The sequence below is a fragment of the Paenibacillus riograndensis SBR5 genome (assembly GCF_000981585.1).
GTDB lineage: Bacteria > Bacillota > Bacilli > Paenibacillales > Paenibacillaceae > Paenibacillus_AQ > Paenibacillus_AQ riograndensis.
Window position 1 is genome coordinate 440,572 of sequence record NZ_LN831776.1, and the last position, 19,378, is coordinate 459,949.

General features: G+C 54.8%; 15 protein-coding genes. 12 read left to right on the forward strand and 3 right to left on the reverse strand.

The genetic code is table 11. The features are described 5' to 3' along the window. Positions 1-13 precede the first annotated feature (13 nt). Genes PRIO_RS01975 through PRIO_RS02000 form a run of 6 tightly spaced genes read left to right on the forward strand, consistent with a single transcriptional unit; the run spans position 14 to position 5,779 of the window. Positions 14-1,375 (forward strand): ABC transporter substrate-binding protein, encoded by a 1,362-nt coding sequence (locus PRIO_RS01975; protein WP_020433485.1) that lies wholly within the window; start codon positions 14-16, stop codon positions 1,373-1,375. A 19-nt stretch (positions 1,376-1,394) separates the two neighbouring features. After that, complete coding sequence (locus tag PRIO_RS01980) at positions 1,395-2,267, forward strand: carbohydrate ABC transporter permease (protein ID WP_020433486.1); 873 nt, start codon at positions 1,395-1,397, stop codon at positions 2,265-2,267. 12 nt (positions 2,268-2,279) lie between these two features. Next, the gene (locus tag PRIO_RS01985; protein WP_020433487.1) at positions 2,280-3,110 is read left to right on the forward strand and encodes a carbohydrate ABC transporter permease; all 831 of its coding nucleotides are present in this window, start codon (positions 2,280-2,282) and stop codon (positions 3,108-3,110) included. A 23-nt stretch (positions 3,111-3,133) separates the two neighbouring features. Next, complete coding sequence (locus PRIO_RS01990) at positions 3,134-4,348, forward strand: Gfo/Idh/MocA family protein (RefSeq protein WP_020433488.1); 1,215 nt, start codon at positions 3,134-3,136, stop codon at positions 4,346-4,348. Between the two features lie 2 nt (positions 4,349-4,350). After that, the gene (locus PRIO_RS01995) at positions 4,351-4,914 is read left to right on the forward strand and encodes a GNAT family N-acetyltransferase (RefSeq protein ID WP_020433489.1); all 564 of its coding nucleotides are present in this window, start codon (positions 4,351-4,353) and stop codon (positions 4,912-4,914) included. Positions 4,915-4,945: 31 nt separating this feature from the next. Further along, positions 4,946-5,779 carry a protein phosphatase 2C domain-containing protein gene (locus tag PRIO_RS02000; RefSeq protein WP_231869922.1) on the forward strand — a complete coding sequence of 278 codons (834 nt, stop codon included), beginning with the start codon at positions 4,946-4,948 and terminating at the stop codon, positions 5,777-5,779. Between the two features lie 130 nt (positions 5,780-5,909). Here PRIO_RS02000 and pdxR read toward each other — a convergent pair whose 3' ends face one another. Beyond that, a complete protein-coding gene (gene pdxR / locus PRIO_RS02005) occupies positions 5,910-7,322 on the reverse strand; it encodes a MocR-like pyridoxine biosynthesis transcription factor PdxR (protein WP_020433492.1) in 1,413 nt (470 codons plus the stop codon). A 102-nt stretch (positions 7,323-7,424) separates the two neighbouring features. On the opposite strand from pdxR, the gene PRIO_RS02010 reads away from it, so the two are divergent. The 4 genes from PRIO_RS02010 to clpB all read left to right on the forward strand — a co-directional run bounded on the left by PRIO_RS02010 (position 7,425) and on the right by clpB (position 13,127). Beyond that, positions 7,425-7,991 (forward strand): GNAT family N-acetyltransferase, encoded by a 567-nt coding sequence (locus tag PRIO_RS02010; protein ID WP_020433493.1) that lies wholly within the window; start codon positions 7,425-7,427, stop codon positions 7,989-7,991. A gap of 163 nt (positions 7,992-8,154) precedes the next feature. Continuing rightward, entirely contained in the window at positions 8,155-8,622 is a 468-nt protein-coding gene (locus PRIO_RS02015) for an Hsp20/alpha crystallin family protein (protein ID WP_020433494.1), read from the forward strand. Positions 8,623-9,114: 492 nt separating this feature from the next. Continuing rightward, positions 9,115-10,101 carry a DnaJ C-terminal domain-containing protein gene (locus tag PRIO_RS02025; RefSeq protein WP_020433496.1) on the forward strand — a complete coding sequence of 329 codons (987 nt, stop codon included), beginning with the start codon at positions 9,115-9,117 and terminating at the stop codon, positions 10,099-10,101. Between the two features lie 380 nt (positions 10,102-10,481). Beyond that, a complete protein-coding gene (gene clpB / locus PRIO_RS02030; protein ID WP_020433497.1) occupies positions 10,482-13,127 on the forward strand; it encodes an ATP-dependent chaperone ClpB in 2,646 nt (881 codons plus the stop codon). Between the two features lie 159 nt (positions 13,128-13,286). Here the strand turns inward: clpB and PRIO_RS02035 are convergent, their stop codons facing one another. Continuing rightward, positions 13,287-14,531: an MFS transporter gene (locus PRIO_RS02035; RefSeq protein WP_039790972.1), complete on the reverse strand. Its 1,245-nt coding sequence runs from the start codon at positions 14,529-14,531 to the stop codon at positions 13,287-13,289. A gap of 81 nt (positions 14,532-14,612) precedes the next feature. Further along, positions 14,613-16,439 (reverse strand): glycosyltransferase family 2 protein, encoded by a 1,827-nt coding sequence (locus PRIO_RS36355; protein ID WP_020433499.1) that lies wholly within the window; start codon positions 16,437-16,439, stop codon positions 14,613-14,615. Between the two features lie 284 nt (positions 16,440-16,723). Here PRIO_RS36355 and PRIO_RS02045 point away from each other — a divergent pair, with 284 nt between their 5' ends. Together PRIO_RS02045 and PRIO_RS02050 are read left to right on the forward strand one after the other, a co-directional pair. Then, positions 16,724-18,340, forward strand: coding sequence for an ABC transporter substrate-binding protein (locus tag PRIO_RS02045; RefSeq protein WP_020433500.1), 1,617 nt, complete (start codon positions 16,724-16,726; stop codon positions 18,338-18,340). 83 nt (positions 18,341-18,423) lie between these two features. Then, the gene (locus PRIO_RS02050) at positions 18,424-19,374 is read left to right on the forward strand and encodes an ABC transporter permease (protein WP_020433501.1); all 951 of its coding nucleotides are present in this window, start codon (positions 18,424-18,426) and stop codon (positions 19,372-19,374) included. Positions 19,375-19,378: the final 4 nt, after the last annotated feature.

Consider the following 19,378-nt stretch of genomic DNA (forward strand, 5'->3'; position numbering starts at 1 on the left):
GGAGGAGAAACAAATGATGAAATGGCAAAAAAACGGACTTATCATGCTGCTTGTATTATGCATCGGCCTGCTCTCGGCCTGCAGCAGCGGCAGCCAGGGAGGGGGAGCGTCGTCTGACGGCGCTTCTTCCCCGCAAGCCCAGGAAGCGGAGGGCAGCGGCCAACCGAAAAACGTCAAGCTGGTGTTCTGGAATACGTCGTATCCGACGATTGATGCGAACAATAAAACGAAGAGGAAGGAAGACTTCTACATTTACAAGGCGATCAAACGCTATGAAGAGGCGAATCCGGGCATTACGATCGATATCCAGGATATCCCGGACGGCACGAACGCGATGACCAAGTTCCAGACGGCCGGCATCGCCAAGAACGGTCCGGATATTACGAATCTTTGGTCCGGCAGCTACACGCTTGATTTGAAGCAATATTTGCAGCCGCTGGATCAGTACCTGAAGCAGGAACAGATCGATGCGCTGACAGGCTGGAACGCAGCGACCGAAAATTTTGCCGACAACGGTACGATTTACGGGGTTCCCGACGGCAGCGATGGTACGATCGGCATTTTGTATAACAAGGAACTTTTCGCTGACGCAGGCATCGATCCGGAAAAGCTGGACCTGAACAACGCTAAGCAGTTTATGGACATGCTGCAGAAGATCAAGGACAAAGGCTTTACCCCGATCGGCATGGGCGATGACGGCGATTTTGTCTACTTCCTTGATTATTGGTTCGCGCAAATGGTCGGCACGGCTGGCATTAACGACATCACGAACGGAAAAATGAAGTTCAATAATCCGGAGCTGCTTAATGTCGTTCAGCAATACGTTCAGCTGTACAAAAACGGATTCGTCACGAATGACCAGCCGCAAACGCAATTTTACAACGGCAAGGTGGCGCTTATTTTCGGCGGCTTCGGCTACATCAAGGATGCGCGGGCAGCGCTTGGCGATAAGCTGGGCATGATGAAAATTCCTGATTTCAGCGAATCCGCACTTGTGCATAACGGCGGTGTCGGGGGCAGTGGAGCAGATTTTGTTGTATCCAAGTCATCGGAGCACCCGGAGGAAGCATTGAAGTTCATTATGTTCCTGCTGAGCGAGGAAGAGCAAATTGCCCGCTTCAAAGACGGGTACGGCAAGCTGCTTAACGTGAAAAACGTAGATGTCAGCAAGCTGACCGACGATCCGCTCATTGTTCAGCAGCAGCAGTGGGCAAACGAGGAGAGCACGATATTCTGGCCGGATAATATCTATCCTTCGGAATTGTCGTCTTATATCAGCTCGCTGAATTCGCTGGTGATTAAGCAACAGCTTTCCGCCGAAGATTTCTTGTCCAAGCTCGATCAGAAGCGCGACGAGATCATCGCACAAAAATAAAACCAAGAGGTTGAACCCGATGCATTATCGTACAAAACAAATATGGTCCGGTTATCTGTCGCTCGCTCCTGCTTTCCTTGCGCTTGCCGTTTTCATCTTCTACCCGATGGTCAATACGTTCCTGCACAGCTTTACGAAGTGGGACGGGAATACGGCGCGCTGGATCGGACTGAGCAATTACAAGTTTATTTTCACGAATGGCGAGCTGTGGACCCTGCTGCGCAACAATGCAATTTTTCTGCTGTCGATTCCGGGCATCCTGCTCCTTTCGTTGATCGTGTCCGTGCTGCTCTTCGAACAGATGCCTGGTTGGCGCTTCTTCCGCTCGCTTTATTATATTCCGACCATTCTTTCTTCGGTGGTTGTCGGGCTGCTGATGAAGTCGATGTTCTCCCCGTCCGGGGTCGTCAATCAATGGATTGGCGCCCTCGGCCTGCCGGGGGGTGACACGGAATGGCTCGCTTATACGCCGACGGCGTTTATGGTATTGATCTTTTGCTTTTACTGGCAGACGCTCGGGCAAGGGGTGCTGCTTTTCTTATCCGGGCTATCGTCCGTTTCGCCTGAAATCTTCGAATCGGCAAGCATCGATGGAGCCGGCTGGTGGCAACGTTTGTTTCATATTGTGATTCCGTCGCTGGTGCCGACGATCGCTTATTTTACCGTAACGAACGTCATTTATTGCTTTATCGGGCTGTTCTCGCTTGTTTATGCCGTGACCAGAGGCGGCCCGGGGCTGGAAACGACACCGATCGACTATATGATCTATATCAAAGCTTTCCAATCGCCGGATCAGCTCGGTTACGCAAGCGCCTTGTCCATCGTGTTGTTCGCCATTGTGTTGTTCGTTTCCTGGCTGCAACTAAGGCTGTCCAGCCGATTTGAGAATTAAAGGAGCAACGTTATGGTTTACAAGAAGTCGTTTTTCACAAAAAGCATCATTTACATCGTGCTGATCGCCATCGCGGTGGTTGATTTTTATCCGATTGTATATATGGGAATGAACAGCATGCGGACGTCGGTCGATTTTTTCAAAAATCCCGGCGGGTTTCCCGAATCGTTCAATTTCCTTAATTTCGAGGCGCTTTATTTGCAGTTTGACGTGTTACGCTTATTCGGCAATACATTGTTTTGTGTGGCTGTTGCCTTCGTGTTGACGATGGCACTTTCCATTCCGGCAGCCTATGCGTTCTCCAAAATGTCGTTTCCGTACCGGTCCGCGCTCTACTTGCTGATGATTGCCACGATGACGATCCCGAGCATCACGTTTATCGTGCCGAACTTTTTGCTGATGTCGCAATGGGGGCTTGTCGACCATTTTCTGTCCGTCATCCTGATGTGGGCGATTACGAGCATTTCGTCCAACGTATTTTTGCTGACATCGCAAATGCGCGGCATTCCGAATGAAATCCTGGAGGCGAGTCAGATCGACGGCATCGGTTATTTTCAAACGTTATGGCGTTTGATTATCCCATTGTCGGTACCGGGCATCATGACGCTGGCGATTTTTAACTCGACGGTCTGGTGGAACGATTTGTTTACGCCGTTAATTTTTTTGCAATCGGATGAACTGAAAACGATGACCGTCGCGGTCGCCACGATACTGAAGCGGTTCGACACCGATTATCCGCTGCTGTTAGCCGGGCTGTTCATGACTTCACTGCCGCCGATGCTCATTTATATCGGATTGCAAAAATATATTAGAAAAGGACTTGTCACCGGTTCCGTCAAATAAATGAAAAAACAGAGGTGCTATCTATGACGCAACAGCCGATACGCTTAGCGATTGTAGGCGGCAATCGAGGCAGCCGCTTTTACGACCTGCTCGCATGGATCGCCGATCGAATCCGGTTGGCGGCGATATGTGATGTGGATGACCGGATATTGAGCAATTGGAAGGAGCAATATCCATCGATTCAAACCTATCAGAACTATGAGCAGCTGCTGCAAAATCCGGACATCGACGCCGTATTTTTGGCCAGTCCGATGCTGCTGCATGCCCGGCAGTCTATCGATGCGCTGAAGGCGGGTAAGCATGTGTTAAGCGAAGTGATCGCCGCTCATACGGTGGAGGAGGCATGGGAGCTTGTCGAGACAGTGGAGCAGACCGGTCTCGTCTACATGATGGCGGAAAACTATTGCTTCTCACGCACGAGTCTAATGATCCGGCATATGGCGGAGCAAGGTCTGTTCGGCGAAATCACCTATATGGAGGGAGGCTATATCCATGATTTGCGTGCGCTCGTCCATCAGCCGGACGGTTCGTTGAATTGGCGCGGGCAACTCCATCATACCTATAACGGCATGAACTATCCGACCCATTCGCTTGGTCCGCTTGCGGGGTGGATTGCAGTGAACAAGCAGGGCGGGGACCAGTTGGAGAGCATATCCACTTACGTGTCCAACTCCCGTGCCTTGCGGAAATATTTCCATGAGCAGTTTGGCGGGAATCACCCGGCGGCCCAGGACGGGTATTGGAAACAGGGGGACTGCGCAGTAACGGCCGTCCGTACCCGAGGCGGCGTCCTTATTACGCTGCGTGTTGACTGGACGTCTGTTCGGCCCCATAATATGCGCCATTATGCGCTGCAGGGGACAGCGGGCGCTTATTTGTCGGCCCGCCATGACCAGGAAGGCGATCTGATCTGGCTGCGTGACCGTTCGCCGATTGCGGATGATGGGGCGGACAAGTGGGAATCGCTTGAGCGCTACCGGCCGGAATACGACCACCCGCTATGGAAGCAATGGGCGCATCACGCTTCCTTATCCGGGCACGGCGGCGGGGATTTCCTAGTGATGGAGGAATTTGCTTCGGCCATTACAGAGCAGCGTTCCCCGGCAATCGACGTGTACGATGCGGTGACGTGGAGCAGCATTTTTCCGTTGTCGATGGAATCGGTTGCGGCTGGCGGCAAGCCGCTCGCTATCCCTGATTTTGCAAGAAACAGGGGTAAGCAAGAAGGGAGAGGCTAATTATGAACGGGGAGAGAGCACCGGAGGAACAGCAGCTGCCCCAGCTGGTCATGCGCAGAGACAGCTTGTCCGATTTGCCTGATATCGTGCTGCCAGCAGGGTACCGGCTGCGCCATTTCGAACCGGGCGATGACATGCATTGGGAGCGGTTGGTTGAATTGTCGTTCGGATGGACCCGCAGCTTTGCGGAACAAATCGGCGGGAACGCTTATTTTCGGGCCGAACGGGTATTATTTATTTGCTGTGGCGACATTCCCGCCGCTACAGCAACCGCCTGGCACGAGCCGAAGTGGGGGGAGGCGTGCGGTTATTTGCACATGGTCGGAGTACATCCGGACCATGGGGGCAAAGGGCTCGGCTATGCCGCCAGCCTCGCCGCATTGCGGCAAATGCGGGAAGACGGCCGCCGGCACGCGGTTTTGGAAACGGACGATTTTCGGCTGCCGGCGATTAAAATCTACAAGAAGCTAAATTTCAACCCCGTTTACGAGCATGACAACCATCCGAAGCGCTGGGAGCAAGTCTATCGGAAACTTGGCTTACATCTGGAAGAAAGAGGAGAATGATATGGAAAGGCAGGTCTTAGCAGATTTGAACGTGCGGGCAGGGACCCGGCCGGGCAATCCGGAGAGGCCGAATGAGGACGCCATTGTTGTTCACGCCAACTGCCACATTTACGGCGTGATTGATGGCGTATCCGCTATGGGCGGAGATAGCGGGGCTAACGGCCGCTCTGGCGGCTATATTGCGGCGCGGCTGCTCGCTGACGGGTTGCAGGCGAGCGAGCCGGAGGACGGCCTTATGCAAGCGGTGCTCCGGGCGAATGACAGGCTGCGCCAGCAGATGGCCGAGGCCGGAGTCGATCTGGCGTACAAGTGGAAGCTGTGGGGAGCCGTGTTCGCCGTATGCAAAGTGTACGAAACTTTCGTAGACTTTGTTCAATGCGGCGACTGTATGCTGTTTGCGCGGTATAAGGACGGAACGGTCCGCGTGCTGACCCGTAATCAGGTCGCACCGTTCGATTGGGGCACGCTACAGGAGAAGCAGCGGCTTACGGCAGCGGCCGCAACCGGGGAAGAAGTCGGTAGACACATCACCCGGATGGCGGAAACCAATCGCAGCCTGGCGAATACGCTGGCAGGTTATTCAGTTATGAACGGCGATCCGGCTTTCGGGCAGTTTGTGGAATACGGCCGGATTTCCAGAGCGAATCTCGTTCGATTATATGCACTGTCTGACGGAATGTTTCATTTCATCGAGCATGCTGACGATCCGCATAAATGGGAGCAATTGCTTGCCCGGCTGGACGATTGGGGCATCGACAACGAAATGGATCATCTCACCGGTCTGGAGGACCAGGATCCGCTCTGCACGCAGTATCCGCGCCATAAAAAGTCGGATGACAAGTCGGTTGTTATTGTGGATTTTTAGAAGCTGAAAAAACAGTCGCAGAGTCCCGGCGGTCATGCCGGCGCCCTGCGGCTGTTCGTCACATTCGGCTAACAGCTTTTCAAGCTTGTTCAGTAAAAAATGCATTATATTTCATTGTAAATTTTTTACTCTATATTTCCCACACCCCGGCTAGAAGCCGGATGCCTTCCTCAATCCTTTCCTCGGCAATGCCGCCGAAGCCCAGAATAAATTCCGGCGCATCATGCTCCGGCCCGCTCCACCATGTATAGGACATGGGCGTAACACGGATACCTGCCGCTGCGGCCTTTTCTGCGAGCTGGCGGGCACTGCCGCCGCTGCGAAGGGCGAGCAGAATGTGGAAGCCTGCCCCTTGACCGTGTACCGCTGCGGTTTCCCCGAAATGCTGCTGGATCGCGTTCAGAAGCAGATCATGTTTCCTCTGGTAGACCAGACGCATCCTCCGCAGATGCTTCGCAAAGTGCCCCCTCTCCATGAAATAATGCAGCGCAATCTGATTCAGACGGGAAGCGGAATGCTCCAGGTACAGTTCGCTTTTCAGGCGGTGATAGTCCGGCACAAGCGGCTTGGGCAGCACCATGTAATGAATACACAGCGCCGGGGCCAGCGATTGGGCGAAGCTGCACATATAAATCACCGGACTGTCTTCCAAAAGTCCCTGCAGGGCGGGAATCGGCCGTCCATGATAGCGGAACTCCCCGTCATAATCATCCTCTATAATATAGCCGTTGTTCGCCCGGGCCCACTCCAGCAGCGCCAGCCGCTTCGCAATGGGCATTACCATCCCCCGGGGGAACTGGTGGGAAGGCGAGAGGTACACGGCATTCGCTCCGCTTGCGTATAGCTGCGTTACGTCAAGCCCGTCTTCCTGCAGTTGAAGGGGCAAAATCTGAAAGCCATGCCGCTGGAACGCCGCAGGAAGCAGGTGGTATCCCGGATTTTCAATCGCAAGCTTCATCGCCTTCTCCTGAAGCAGGAGTGCCAGTAGCGAGCATAGCGTATACTGGTCGCCGCCGATCACAACCTGCTCTGCTGTGCAGCGCAGCCCGCGGAACTGCCGCAAATGAGCGGCGATGCTCTCCCGCAAGGCAGGTTCTCCCTGCGGATCGCCGTATTGCAGCAGATCAGGATTGGCCAGCTGCTCCTGATAGAGGCTGCGCCATATTTTATCTGGAAAGAGGGAGAAGTCGTTTCGCGAGATATGGAAATCATACGGGTAGGTCCGGGAATCACGCGGGGTAATAGGCCGGAGCGTCAGCGGTGAGCGGTCTGGCTCTGCTGCGGCTCCGCCCAGCCCATGCACCTGCTGTACATAATATCCGCTGCGCGGCTTGCTCACGATGAACCCCTCGGACAGCAGCTGCTGGTAGGCCAGTTCTACCGGAGTGGTGCTTAGCTGAAGCTGGGCGGCCAAGATCCGGATGGAGGGCAGACGGGTGCCCGTTGGCAGCGAGCTGCTGATGATCGCTTTTTTGAAATAGTCATATAGCTGTATGTAGTAAGGTACTCTGTCAGTGTCACTAAGATTCGGGACAAGCAGCATAGGAACTCCTATCTGTCCTTCGAAAAAGGACGGTTTTGTCTATTTGTAAGTATACAATTGTACCTTATCATAGAGCTACATTAACGACAGGGGATGAAGAGAATGAGTAGGAACTCAGGCATGCTGTGGGGGGAAAAGGTGTATCTGCGCCCGCTGAACGGGGAAGACGCCGAGCTGTATTACCATATGTTCTACGATTCGGAGGCCCGCAGGCTTACGGGAACGCAGAAGCATATTACGAAGGAGCAGATCGCGGCATATATTGAGCGCAAAGCGGAAGATGACAGCGGGGTGCTGCTGCTGATCGCCCTTAAGGACAACGATGAGACCATCGGCGATATTGCCATCCAGGATATGGACCGCAATAACCGTACGGCCAATTTGCGGATCGCTATCGGAGACGAAGCCCATCAGGGAAAAGGTTACGGCCGGGAAGCGCTGCTGCTGATGCTTGACTACGGCTTCGGAATTCTGAATCTGCACCGGATTGAACTCGAGGTTTACGCATATAATAAACGCGCAGCGCATGTGTATGAGTCCATTGGTTTTGTCCGGGAGGGTGTGCGGCGCCAGACACTTTTCTATAACCATGAGTACCATGATGTGATAATGATGAGCATGCTGGAGAACGAGTACCGGGAGCGCTACATATCCACGAAGGTCAAATAAGGTCAAAAAGTGAAAAACACTAAAATTTGGTTTAAAAAATGAGCTGAAATGCCGGATTTTCCCGGTTTTTCGGCTTATACAGGTTTTGTCTTCCCCCGGGAGGGGGGCTATAATGAAGCCATAGGTCAAATAAAGTCAAAGTCAAATGAGAGGAGAATGTAAAATGTTTGATTTGGTTCCTTTTGGAAAACGCAGAGATGATGCTTTTGGTGTGCTGGCCAAGTCCCTGAATGAAGTGTTCAATGATGATTTTTTTGCACCCATTAAAAGCTCCACGATGTCCTTCCGTACGGATATCCGTGAGAGCGAGCAGGCGTATCTGATTGAGGCTGAACTGCCCGGCTTCAAAAAAGAAGAAATCGACATTGATTACGCCAGCCCTTATTTGACGATCAAGGCGGTACGCAAGGAAGAAAACAGTGAAGAAAACAAAGACCATCAGGTGGTGCGCAGAGAACGCCGGTATGGGGAGTACGTCCGCCGGTTCTATGTACAGGATGTTGCCGAGGATGAAATCCGCGCTTCGCTGAAGGACGGTTTACTGACTCTGTCGGTACCGAAACAGCAGAAGTCGTTAGGCAAACGCATTGAGATTCAGGATAATGGTTCTTCCGGAGAGCAGCTTCAATAAAAACTTCATTACAAGCTTCAATAAACAGGAATTTGGCTAATGCGGCGCTATGCGGCAGGCCTCCGGGGGAAGCGGAGCGCGTTGCTGCATCGCCGCAGAGTAGAAGCGGAGGTTCAAGTCCGGCTGGATCGGCTGGTAAAAGGGTTTCCCGGGCCGGCGGCCAGCGCCGTTCCCTCTAAGATCCCTGCAGGAACAGCGGATTCACCGGGCTTTTCATATAGCACCATCATACAGGCGCATTGTAGTGGGGATTCCGGCTATGGTGCGCCTTTTTACGGAATTGAAATTTATCTATTGCAGCAGATTCCACTTGGTGGGGTTGCCCGAGGATAATCTTGGTTTAGGGAGAATAGGCTTGGATGTGCAGGTAAATGGACTGAATGGCAAGCGAATGGGAAGGAAGCAGCGATATAATCAGGCCGGAAAACAGGGTAATAAATAATAAAGAACAGATGGATGGTACGGCTCAGCTTATGAAAGGAGGAGATACCGTTGGCGGCAAACTATTACGAAGCATTGGGTGTAGGGGAAAAGGCCTCCAAGCAGGAAATCAAAAAAGCCTACCAGAAGCTTGCCAAGAAATGGCATCCCGATGTCAATAAAGCACCGGAGGCGGAAGCCAAGTTCAAGGAAGCGGCGGAAGCGTATGAGGTGCTGGGCAATGATGAAAAAAGAAAAGCCTATGATGAGGAGCTCCGCTACGGATTCGGCGGCGCAGCCAGGGGCGGGACGCGGCGCAGCGGAGCTTCTTCGTCGGCGTATGGGGATTCGTCTTTTGGCGCGGGGTGGGGCGGAAGCTCCTCCTTTGGCGGAAGTATTCCCGATGATGATTTGTTTGGAATGTTTTTTGGCAGCCGGGGTGCGGCGGACCGGGCGGGATTTGACTTCTTTTCGGGCAGCGGCAGCCCATTCGGCGAGGCCCGCAGCACGATGCAGGCGCAGCTTGAGGTTTCGCTGGAGCAAGCATATAAAGGCGGCAGCATCCGGGTCCAGGTGGGCGGCAAGGATGTGAACGTCAGCATTCCGCCGCGTTCTGCTGAGGGGACGGTTATCCGGATTCCCGGCAGCAGCGGGAATGGGGCGGGGCAAGACGGTGATCTGCTGATCTCCCTGCATCTGCTGCCGCATAACATTTACGAACCGGACGGCGGAGATCTGTACGGCACAGTGGAGATTGCACCTTGGCAGGCCGTGCTCGGCGGCGAAGCCAAGGTTCCGCTGCCGGACGGCAGCAGCGTGAAGCTGAAGGTCCCGGCCGGGATGGCGGGCGGTCAAACGCTGCGCCTCTCCGGCAAGGGGCTGAAGCGCCCGAATGGCGCGAACGGAGACATTCTGTTCGCGGTAGAGATTGTGATTCCCGCCGGGCTGACCGAGGCGGAGAAAAAGCTGTACCGCCAGCTGGCCGAAGCTGGCAGCTTCCAGGCCGGGCCCAGACGGAAGGGCCCGGGGGCTTCGCGTCGCAGAGCCGCGATGGGCTAAGCGCAATGCCGGCAGCTGGCGCGCCGCCCATACCCAGGCGGGCGCTAGCCCGGCGGGGCTTGACGGAAACAACGGCGGAATTGCCGCAGGCGGGCGGTACGAGGAAATGAGAGGTAAAAGTACCTTTGGATTTGGTGTAGGCGGGCGATAGGAGGAAATGAGAGGTAAAAGTAACCTTGATTTCGCTACAGGCAGCTATTGATGGGTTGAAACAACGGCAGAAGTGCTGTTGTTAGGCGCGGCGCAGCCGTGATCGGCGGAAACAACGGCAAAAGTGCCGTTGTTAGGCGCCCGGCGGCCGCCCAAACAGGCATGCCATCGGCGCGGGCCGCCGCCCAAGCGCCGGCGAACAAGCAAAATACTGAAAGGTGATGAAGGAGATGGACTTCAACAAATTAACGCAAAAGCTGCAGGAGGCGGTTGCCGCAGCGCAGTCGCTGGCAGCGGCCGCCGGGCATCAGGAGATTGACAATCTCCATCTGCTCAAGGCGCTGCTCCAGCAGCATGAGGGTCTTCTGCCGCGTCTGCTGCAGAAGATAAATATTCCCGTACCCGAGCTGCTGCAGGGTACGGAAGCACTGCTGCAGCGGAAGCCTAGCATCAGCGGCTCCGGGGCAGGGACAATGCGGCGGTATGCATCGCCGTCGCTGATCGCTGTGCTGGAGCAGGCGGAGAAGGAAGCCGCGCAGATGCAGGATGAATTTGTGGCGGTGGAGCATGCTGTGCTGGCGATGGTGTCTGATTCCAGCAGCGGGAACCGGGAGCTGCGCGGGCTGTTTACCAGCCGCGGCGTGACGCGCGACAAGCTGCTGGAGGTGCTTGCGGAGATCCGCGGGCATCAGCGTGTGACCAGCCGTGAGCCGGAAGCAACCTATGAGGTGCTGGAGAAATACGGCCGCGATCTGGTGGCCGAGGTGCGGGCGGGCAAGATTGATCCCGTCATTGGACGCGATGGAGAGATCCGCCGGGTGATCCGCATTCTCTCCCGCAAAACGAAGAACAACCCGGTGCTGATCGGGGAGCCCGGCGTAGGGAAGACAGCGATTGTCGAAGGGCTCGCCCACCGGATAGTCCGCAAGGATGTGCCGGAGGGGCTGAAGGATAAGACGATCTTTTCGCTGGATATGAGCGCATTGATCGCCGGGGCCAAGTACCGGGGGGAATTTGAAGAGCGGCTGCAGGCGGTGCTCAAGGAAATCCGCGAAAGCGACGGACGGATCATCCTCTTCATCGATGAGCTGCATACAATTGTCGGCGCGGGCAAAACGGAAGGCGCGATGGACGCAGGCAATATGCTGAAGCCCATGCTGGCGCGCGGCGAGCTGCACTGTATCGGTGCGACGACGCTGGATGAATACCGCAAATATATTGAGAAGGACCCGGCGCTGGAACGCCGCTTCCAGCAGGTGCTGGTCAGCGAGCCGGATGTGGAGGATACGATCTCGATTTTGCGCGGCTTGAAGGAACGTTTCGAGGTCCATCACGGGGTGAAAATCCATGACAGCGCGCTCGTGGCCGCCGGTGTATTGTCGAACCGGTATATTACGGACCGTTTTTTACCGGATAAGGCGATTGACCTGGTCGATGAAGCCTGTGCGATGATCCGTACGGAGATTGATTCCATGCCGGGCGAGATGGATGAAGTGACCCGCCGCCTGATGCAGATGGAGATCGAAGAAGCGGCGCTCAAAAAAGAAACCGACGACGCCAGCAAGCGCCGGCTGGAGACCCTGCAGCGTGAGCTGGCCGATCTCAAGGAAAAGCACCTGGGCATGACGGCGCGCTGGGAGAAGGAAAAGTCAGCCATTCAGGGGCTGCGTGAGCTGAAAAAGAAGCTGGAACAGGCCCGTAAGGACCTGGTAGATGCCCAGGAGGTTTACGATCTTAATAAATCTGCCGAGCTGAGCTACGGCATTATCCCTGACCTGGAGCGGCAGCTCAAGGCAGCGGAGGAGGCGGCGTCCCAGGATCAGGAGAGCCGGCTGCTGCGAGAGGCTGTGACCGCAGAGGAAATCGCCGATATTGTATCCCGCTGGACTGGCGTTCCTGTAAGCAGACTCGTGGAAGGCGAGCGGGATAAGCTGCTGCGGCTGGAGGATACGCTGCATGAGCGGGTAGTCGGGCAGGAGGAGGCTGTCCGGCTGGTAGCCGATGCTGTGCTCCGGGCGAGAGCGGGCATCAAGGACCCGAACCGGCCGATTGGCTCATTCCTGTTCCTGGGCCCGACCGGGGTAGGTAAGACGGAGCTGGCAAAAGCGTTGGCGGTATCGCTTTTTGACCGCGAAGACGGCATGATCCGAATTGATATGTCGGAGTATATGGAGAAGCACAGCGTTTCCCGTCTCGTCGGTGCGCCTCCTGGTTATGTCGGCTATGAGGAAGGCGGCCAGCTCACCGAAGCGGTACGCCGCCAGCCATATACCGTCGTGCTGCTGGACGAGGTGGAAAAGGCCCATCCTGATGTGTTCAACATCCTCCTGCAGCTGCTGGATGACGGACGGCTGACCGATTCACAGGGCCGGATGGTAGACTTCAAGAATACGATTATCATCATGACCTCGAACATCGGCTCGCCGCATCTTATCCAGGGGACCGATGACAACGGGGAGCTTACGAATGCGGTCAAGGACCGGGTCATGAAGGAACTGAGCGGCCATTTCCGGCCGGAGTTTCTGAACCGTGTGGACGACATTGTGATGTTCAAGCCGCTCCAACTGGATGAGATTGAACAGATTGTTGTCAAATTGGTGGACGGACTGCGCGTACGTCTGGCTGAGCGCGGCGTTGGCCTTGCGCTTAGCGAAGCGGCGGTACGTTTTATCGCCAGGGAAGGCTTCGATCCGGTATACGGTGCAAGACCGCTGAAACGGTTCATCCAGCGTAGTCTGGAGACCCGTGTTGCGCGCGCACTGATCGCCGGTGAGGCGGAAGAAGGCTCAGTGATGGAGGTCAACGAAGCCGGAGGGGAACTCTCTGTATCGATTACCCATCCGAAGTCTGCGGAGGCGTTGGGTTCGGTGCAATAATGCACCATAAAAGGCTGCACTTTCAGAGCCGAAATAATTGTACGGAAGAACAGTTAGACGGCCAAACTAAGCCCTCTCGTAAGGGTTATATGCTCCACACCAACAAGCGCCCGCAAGCCGTAAGGCTGGGGCGCTTATTTGTTTTGTCCATTAAACTGCCTACATCAACTGGCCTCTTGTCTTCAAATGGCGGTACAGCAGATAAGCCGAAAGGGAACATAGCAGGGCGCATAGCCCAATGAAGCTGTAGCCAGCCTGCAGCCCGCGCAGCAGCCCGATGCCGTCCTCTTGCCCGGAGGAGAACACCTGCTTGATCCACTCGGTGATCGCACCGATGAAGTAATTGCCCAGTACGCTGGCTACACCGATTAGGGTGACAACGAAGGTGATTGCCGTATCACTTCCATTGCGGTAGCGGTCGGCGATCAGCGCCATAACTGTCGGGTAGATCGGCGCAATGCCGAGGCCGGCGACGGCAAACAGGACAGCTCCGGGTTCTCCTGCCAGGATCGCAGCGAAGGTGCAGACGCCCGTGAAGGCAGAGAACAGAATCAGCGACAATGCAAAACCGATCTTGTCCGTCAGAGGGCCGAGCACAAGCCGGGCCAGCGTGAAGCAGAGAAAGAACGCAGACAGCATGCCGGCAGCAGCCGGCGTGTCCCAGCCGTAGGCTTTTTCCAGGAAATTGACCAGCCAGCCGCCAACAGCCAGTTCCGAAATGACACCGAAGGATAGTATGGCGACCATCAGCCAAATTACGGGATCACGGGAGATCGACGAGAGGGGGATACGATGCTCCGACAGGGTAGTGTCCCCCGGAAATTTGCCGAGAAAAGCCGGAAGCATCGGAATCACCGACAGCATGAGAATGAGCAGGTACACGCCGCGCCAATCCAGCAGGTGGCCGAATACCGTCACGGTCATCAATCCGGAAGATAGCAGCGGAGCAACCGTTGAGCTGAGGCCGTAGAAAAAATGGGACAGGTTCATCATGGTTCCCGTATTTTTTACAAAGATTCTTGCCCCGAGCACGGCGAGCCCGATCTCCAGCATACCGTTGCCGATATACATCAGGAAAAAAGATCCTGACAGCGCCGGATAGCTATGGGAGAGGAAGATGAACACACCGGATATGGCCATGGAACCGAAGGAGAGCAGGCTGACTGCCTTGATGCCGATCCTGCGGATCAGCAGGGCGGTAAACGTGCAGGCCAGCAGATACCCAAGGGAGTTCAGGGACAGCAGGGTGCCCAGCTGCATCTCATCAAGCCGCAGATCGCTCTGGATGCGCGGAATGGCAGGACCTTTGATATTCTCAGAAAAGCCGAAGACCAGAAAGCCGATGAATACGGTCAGCAGCTGCAGCGTATAATTGCGTTTTGATGAAGCGGAATTAAGAGACAGGTCAGCTTTCAAAATGTACCTCCTGAAGTTTAAGTGCGCCGGATTAAGGGTCAAACCGCATGAGGCTCATTATACCACCGTTCACTCTGTCCAAGGAACCAAATTTGGATGCGGATCAAGAATGGACATATATTGCTCTTTCCAGCCGTATTGCCCATCGGGATCATGCAGCATATAGCGCAGGTATTTATCCAGCCGGTATTCCGCCTTGGACCACCCCAGATGCTTCAGCCGCAGATTGCTTAACAGATGGGGAAGCTCAAAAATATTCTCCGGCAGCCGCCCGCAATGCTGCGGAAGATCATTCCACGCAAAGTTGAAATCTTCACGGTAGCGGAGCAGAAAAGGCCGGTACCGCAGATGGGAGCGCCAGTATTCATCTTCACGGTAATGCCGGTCGTCCCAGAAATCGTACAGCCGGAAGCAGAACAGGTCGCAGCTCTCTTCACGAAGCAGGCTGTCGATATCACTGGCAAACCTGTCTTCAAAAATCTCATCCGCATCCAGATTGAGAATCCATTCAGGATCGCTCTTCACAACCTCCTCCCACTGCTGCCTGCGCAGCTCGGCTTCATTGCTGAACTTGGAGACGCTGTTGCGCACAAGGCGCAGCGGAATACCCTGCAGAACCTCGCGGCAGATATCAGCCGTGTCATCGGTGCTGCCATCGTCAATGATAACGGCCTCGTCGATGTACTTGCGGTGCATCTGCAGAACCTGCCGCAGGAAGCGCTGGCCTTCATTTTTGGCCACCATGGTTAAGGTCAGCTTCGGCCGGGGGGAAGTGCCCCGCTCTGTAAAAGCTGCGGCAAATTCAGCCGCCGCCCGGCCGGCTTTTTGGCCGCCTGTCTCCTCTTGCTGCAGCGGGTCCTTGCTCAGGCGCTCCCGGGCCTCAGCCTCCGTCCAAGGCAGGGTCTCGCCCTGGGCGGCGGATGGTGCCGCTTGCTCTTGCTCCGCGTCTGCCGCTGTCGCCGTATTGGCTTCCGCTCTCTCCGGGACGTCCGCCTTTTCCGCTGTTCCGGCCTTAGATTCCTGAACGTCTTCTGCCGTCCTCTCATTATTTGCGGCCTTCCTGCACGGGTCTTCCGGCTCCGCCGCCGTCGTGAGCCGGATAAAATCCGCCACCTTGTCAAGGTCGCTGTCTCTGTACAGATGCAGTGCGGGATAATGGGTATCCACATACAGCGGGATACCCAGAGCGGCGGCGCGGATACAGAAGTGGCGGTCCTCGCCCCAATAAGAGATATTGCGGATCCGGTCATAGCTTGCGCCTGAAGCAATGGCCCGGCTGCTGATCAGGGTGCAGGCACCCAGACCGCCGACCTCATAGATACCCGGCACCTGCAGTTTGGCCAGGAAGGCATGGAATCTGCGATTGATCTCTTCCTGGCTGAGCTGTTCGCCCGGTTCTGCATCCCATTGATTGTATTCATCATGCATCCAGACTTGAGGCTGCAATATAGTTCCCGGCTGCCACTGTGTCCAGAACACCTCGGAAACAATATCCCTGCCGGTTCCGATCAGATGCAGGAGAGTGTCCGGGTGCAGGACCAGATCGGAATCGATCAGGAACAGGTAATCGTAGCCGAAGGCTTCGGCCCGCCGGATCATCAGGTTTTTGAAGCCCGCCACCTTCCAGACCAGGTTCGAATTCCAGAAATGGGTGATATCGTTGCGGATATAGGCATCATGAAGCCCGGAGGATTGGAGGAAGACTTCATTTCCGCCGGCTGCGAAGGTACCGAGCAGGCGGCTGGATTCTTCCTCGTCGTTGTCATCGATCAGATAGAAATTCAGTTCCAGACCCTCGCGCCGCAAGCGCAGCAGTGAGTCCAGGAACTCCTGCAGAATCTGCGGCTTTTGGTGAATCGGGCTGCCGATTAGCACCCGCTTCTTGCTCTCGCTCATTATGGTCCACTCCAGTACAAAGAGGTGTAATGGTTATATGTATTCAATATATTTACAGAAGTACTGGACTAACCCTTATTTTAGCGGATTCCGGTAAAAGATTGGGTCTGGGGCGGAAGGTTGTACACCCATCCATGGGAATGGGAAGCCTCGCAGGGCCTGCTGGCCGGTTTCCTGCGTGTTACAGTTATGTTAATTCCAAGCCATTGTAATTCCGAGTATTCCGATATATAATTCAAAAACAAAGAGTGAAGCTGCTCATAGACAATGGAGGAGAGAAAGATATGCGTAGAGGGTTATCTGGGGTTATAGCTATAGTATTGTTAACATTTTTGATTAGTGCGTGCTCCGGGGGGAATAACGCAGCATCACCGGCAGCAAGCGGTACACCTGCGGAATCACAGCAGCCGGCTGCGGGCGAAGGGCCGAAAGATGGAGGAAGCCTGATTATCGGAGTTGCAGCCGATCCGGTAGTGCTCAATCCGAACTATGCGGGCGACCGTGTCAGCCTGACCATTGACCAGGCGCTGTATGCGCCGCTGTTCCAGGTCAACAATGGGAAGAAAACCTTTTATCTGGCGGACAGCCTGACACCATCTGCCGATAATCTTACCTATACATTGAAGCTGAAGAGCGGACTTACCTGGCATGACGGGGAGAAGCTTACAGCCGATGACGTAGTGTTCACGATCGAGAAGATTCTGGATGAGAAGCAGAACAGCTTCCTGCGGGCCAACTTCCTGATTAACGACAAACCGATCACAGCCACGAAGGTGGACGATCTCACTGTGGAATTCAAGCTGCCGCAGGTCAGCCCGGCCTTTGAAGCTACGCTGGTGCAGGTAACTCCGATTCCCAAGCATATTTTTGAGAATGAGGCTGATATTGAGAAAAGCACCAAAAATGCTGCTCCGGTGGGCTCCGGTCCCTTCAAGTTCAAAGAATACAAGGCAGGCGAATATCTGACGCTGGAGCGTTTCGACAACTACTTCGGCGGCAAGCCGCACCTGGATTCGGTCACTTACCGGATTGCCAAGGATACAAATGCTGCGAACCTGGCCCTGCAGAATGGCGAGATTAATGTGCAATACCTTGATCCGAAGGATGTAAGCACGATTCAAGCTACCAACAACTTTGAAATCCTGCCTTACGCCGAAGGACGCTTGTCCTATCTGATGTTCAATGCGAACAGTGACACCGGTGCCCTGGCCAAAAAAGAAGTCCGTCAAGCCCTGTCCCTGGCGCTCAGCCGTGATGAAATTATCCAGACCGCCTACACTTCGGGCGAATATGCCGATCCGGCCAAGTCCTTCCTGACTCCGGATGCACTATACTTCACTAACGATGTGCCTACCTACGATAACGATCCAGCCAAGGCCAAAGAACTGCTGCAATCGGCAGGGGTCAGCAATCTGAAGCTGAGATTTATCGTACAGAGCGGCAACAAGGCGCAGGAAGCCATCTCGCTGTACGTGCAGCAGAAGCTTAAGGCTATCGGCGTGGATGTTGAACTGCAGAGTATGGATTCTTCGGCCTGGGTGCAGAAGTTCATCGACCTGAAATCTACCGATTATGAACTTGCCCTGACCGGCTATATTATGGGCTATGATCCGGATGCCTACCGCATTCTGTTCACCTCTGGAGCGTCTTCGAACTATTCGCATTATGCGAACCCGGAAGTCGACAAGCTGCTGAATGAAGGTGCGGGTGAAGCCGACACAGCCAAACGTGCGGAAATTTACAAAAAAGCGCAGGAGCTCGTCGCCCAGGATGCGCCGATCTATCCTATTGCTTATACCAAAACCGTTGTTGCTGTATCCAAGAACTACGGCGGTCTTGAAGAAGCGGTGCTGAAGCCTGTTGTTATTTTCGAAGACCTGTCGAAGATCTACCAGAAGTAAACGCGGGGAAAATAAGTGCGGGAAAAAATAAGCTGGGCCGCCCGGCTTATTTTTTTGCCGCTGGAGAGCGGGAGAAGCTGCGTATGAGACAACTCATCGTCCGAAGATTGCTGCAAACACTGCCGATGCTGTTTTTTGTGTCAGTAGTGTGCTTTACCATGATCAAGCTGGCGCCGGGAGATCCGGTGCTGTCTTTTGTTACACCGAATATGCATGCGGATGACATTGAGCGTATCCGTCACAACCTGGGACTGGACAAACCGGCCTATATTCAATATTTTATCTGGCTGAAAGAAATGGCTAAAGGGAACTTCGGGTATTCCCTGGTTAATCACCAGCCTGTACTCGGGCAGATTCTGGAGCGTCTGCCGGCAACGGCGGGTCTGATGGGCAGCGCGATTGCGCTGGCTGTACTGCTGGCGGTTCCACTTGGCCTGATTGCCGGCGCGAACCGCAACCGCTGGGCCGACAAGCTGATTAACTTTATTTCCTATGTCGGAATCTCCATTCCTTTATTCTGGCTGGCGATTCTGCTGATGTATCTGTTCGCAATCAAGCTGCACCTGCTTCCCAGCATGGGAATGCGCACGATTGGTGTGGAATCCGCAGCGGATGTGCTGAAGCATGGGATTTTGCCCTGCTCGGTGCTGGCCTTCGGGTTCCTCGCCGGGTATGTGCGCTATATCCGTTCGAGTACGATCGGGCAGCTGAAGGAGGAGTATGTGCAGATTCAGTATGCCTTCGGCTCCAAAAAGTCGACGATCCTGTTCCGGCATGTCATGAAGCATGTGCTGCTTCCGGTCATTACGCTGCTCGGGATGTCCATGGGCGATCTGGTGGCGGGCGCCATCGTGACGGAGACGGTTTTTTCCTGGCCGGGCATTGGCTCGCTGGGCATGACGGCGGTCAAGGGAATGGATTACCCGGTGATCATGGGGATCACTCTGTTCTCTTCGCTGATGCTGATTTTTGGCAATATGGCGGCGGATATACTTTACAGCTTCGTGGACCCACGAATCAAACTTAAGGGGTGACCTC

Coding starts and splice junctions, on each gene's coding strand:
- PRIO_RS01990 (WP_020433488.1), top strand. CDS start 3,134: ATGACGCAACAGCCGATACGCTTAGCGATTGTAGGCGGCAATCGAGGC.
- PRIO_RS02045 (WP_020433500.1), top strand. CDS start 16,724: ATGCGTAGAGGGTTATCTGGGGTTATAGCTATAGTATTGTTAACATTT.
- PRIO_RS01995 (WP_020433489.1), top strand. CDS start 4,351: ATGAACGGGGAGAGAGCACCGGAGGAACAGCAGCTGCCCCAGCTGGTC.
- PRIO_RS02010 (WP_020433493.1), top strand. CDS start 7,425: ATGAGTAGGAACTCAGGCATGCTGTGGGGGGAAAAGGTGTATCTGCGC.
- clpB (WP_020433497.1), top strand. CDS start 10,482: ATGGACTTCAACAAATTAACGCAAAAGCTGCAGGAGGCGGTTGCCGCA.
- PRIO_RS36355 (WP_020433499.1), bottom strand. CDS start 16,439: ATGAGCGAGAGCAAGAAGCGGGTGCTAATCGGCAGCCCGATTCACCAA.
- PRIO_RS01975 (WP_020433485.1), top strand. CDS start 14: ATGATGAAATGGCAAAAAAACGGACTTATCATGCTGCTTGTATTATGC.
- PRIO_RS01980 (WP_020433486.1), top strand. CDS start 1,395: ATGCATTATCGTACAAAACAAATATGGTCCGGTTATCTGTCGCTCGCT.
- PRIO_RS02050 (WP_020433501.1), top strand. CDS start 18,424: ATGAGACAACTCATCGTCCGAAGATTGCTGCAAACACTGCCGATGCTG.
- pdxR (WP_020433492.1), bottom strand. CDS start 7,322: ATGCTGCTTGTCCCGAATCTTAGTGACACTGACAGAGTACCTTACTAC.
- PRIO_RS01985 (WP_020433487.1), top strand. CDS start 2,280: ATGGTTTACAAGAAGTCGTTTTTCACAAAAAGCATCATTTACATCGTG.
- PRIO_RS02015 (WP_020433494.1), top strand. CDS start 8,155: ATGTTTGATTTGGTTCCTTTTGGAAAACGCAGAGATGATGCTTTTGGT.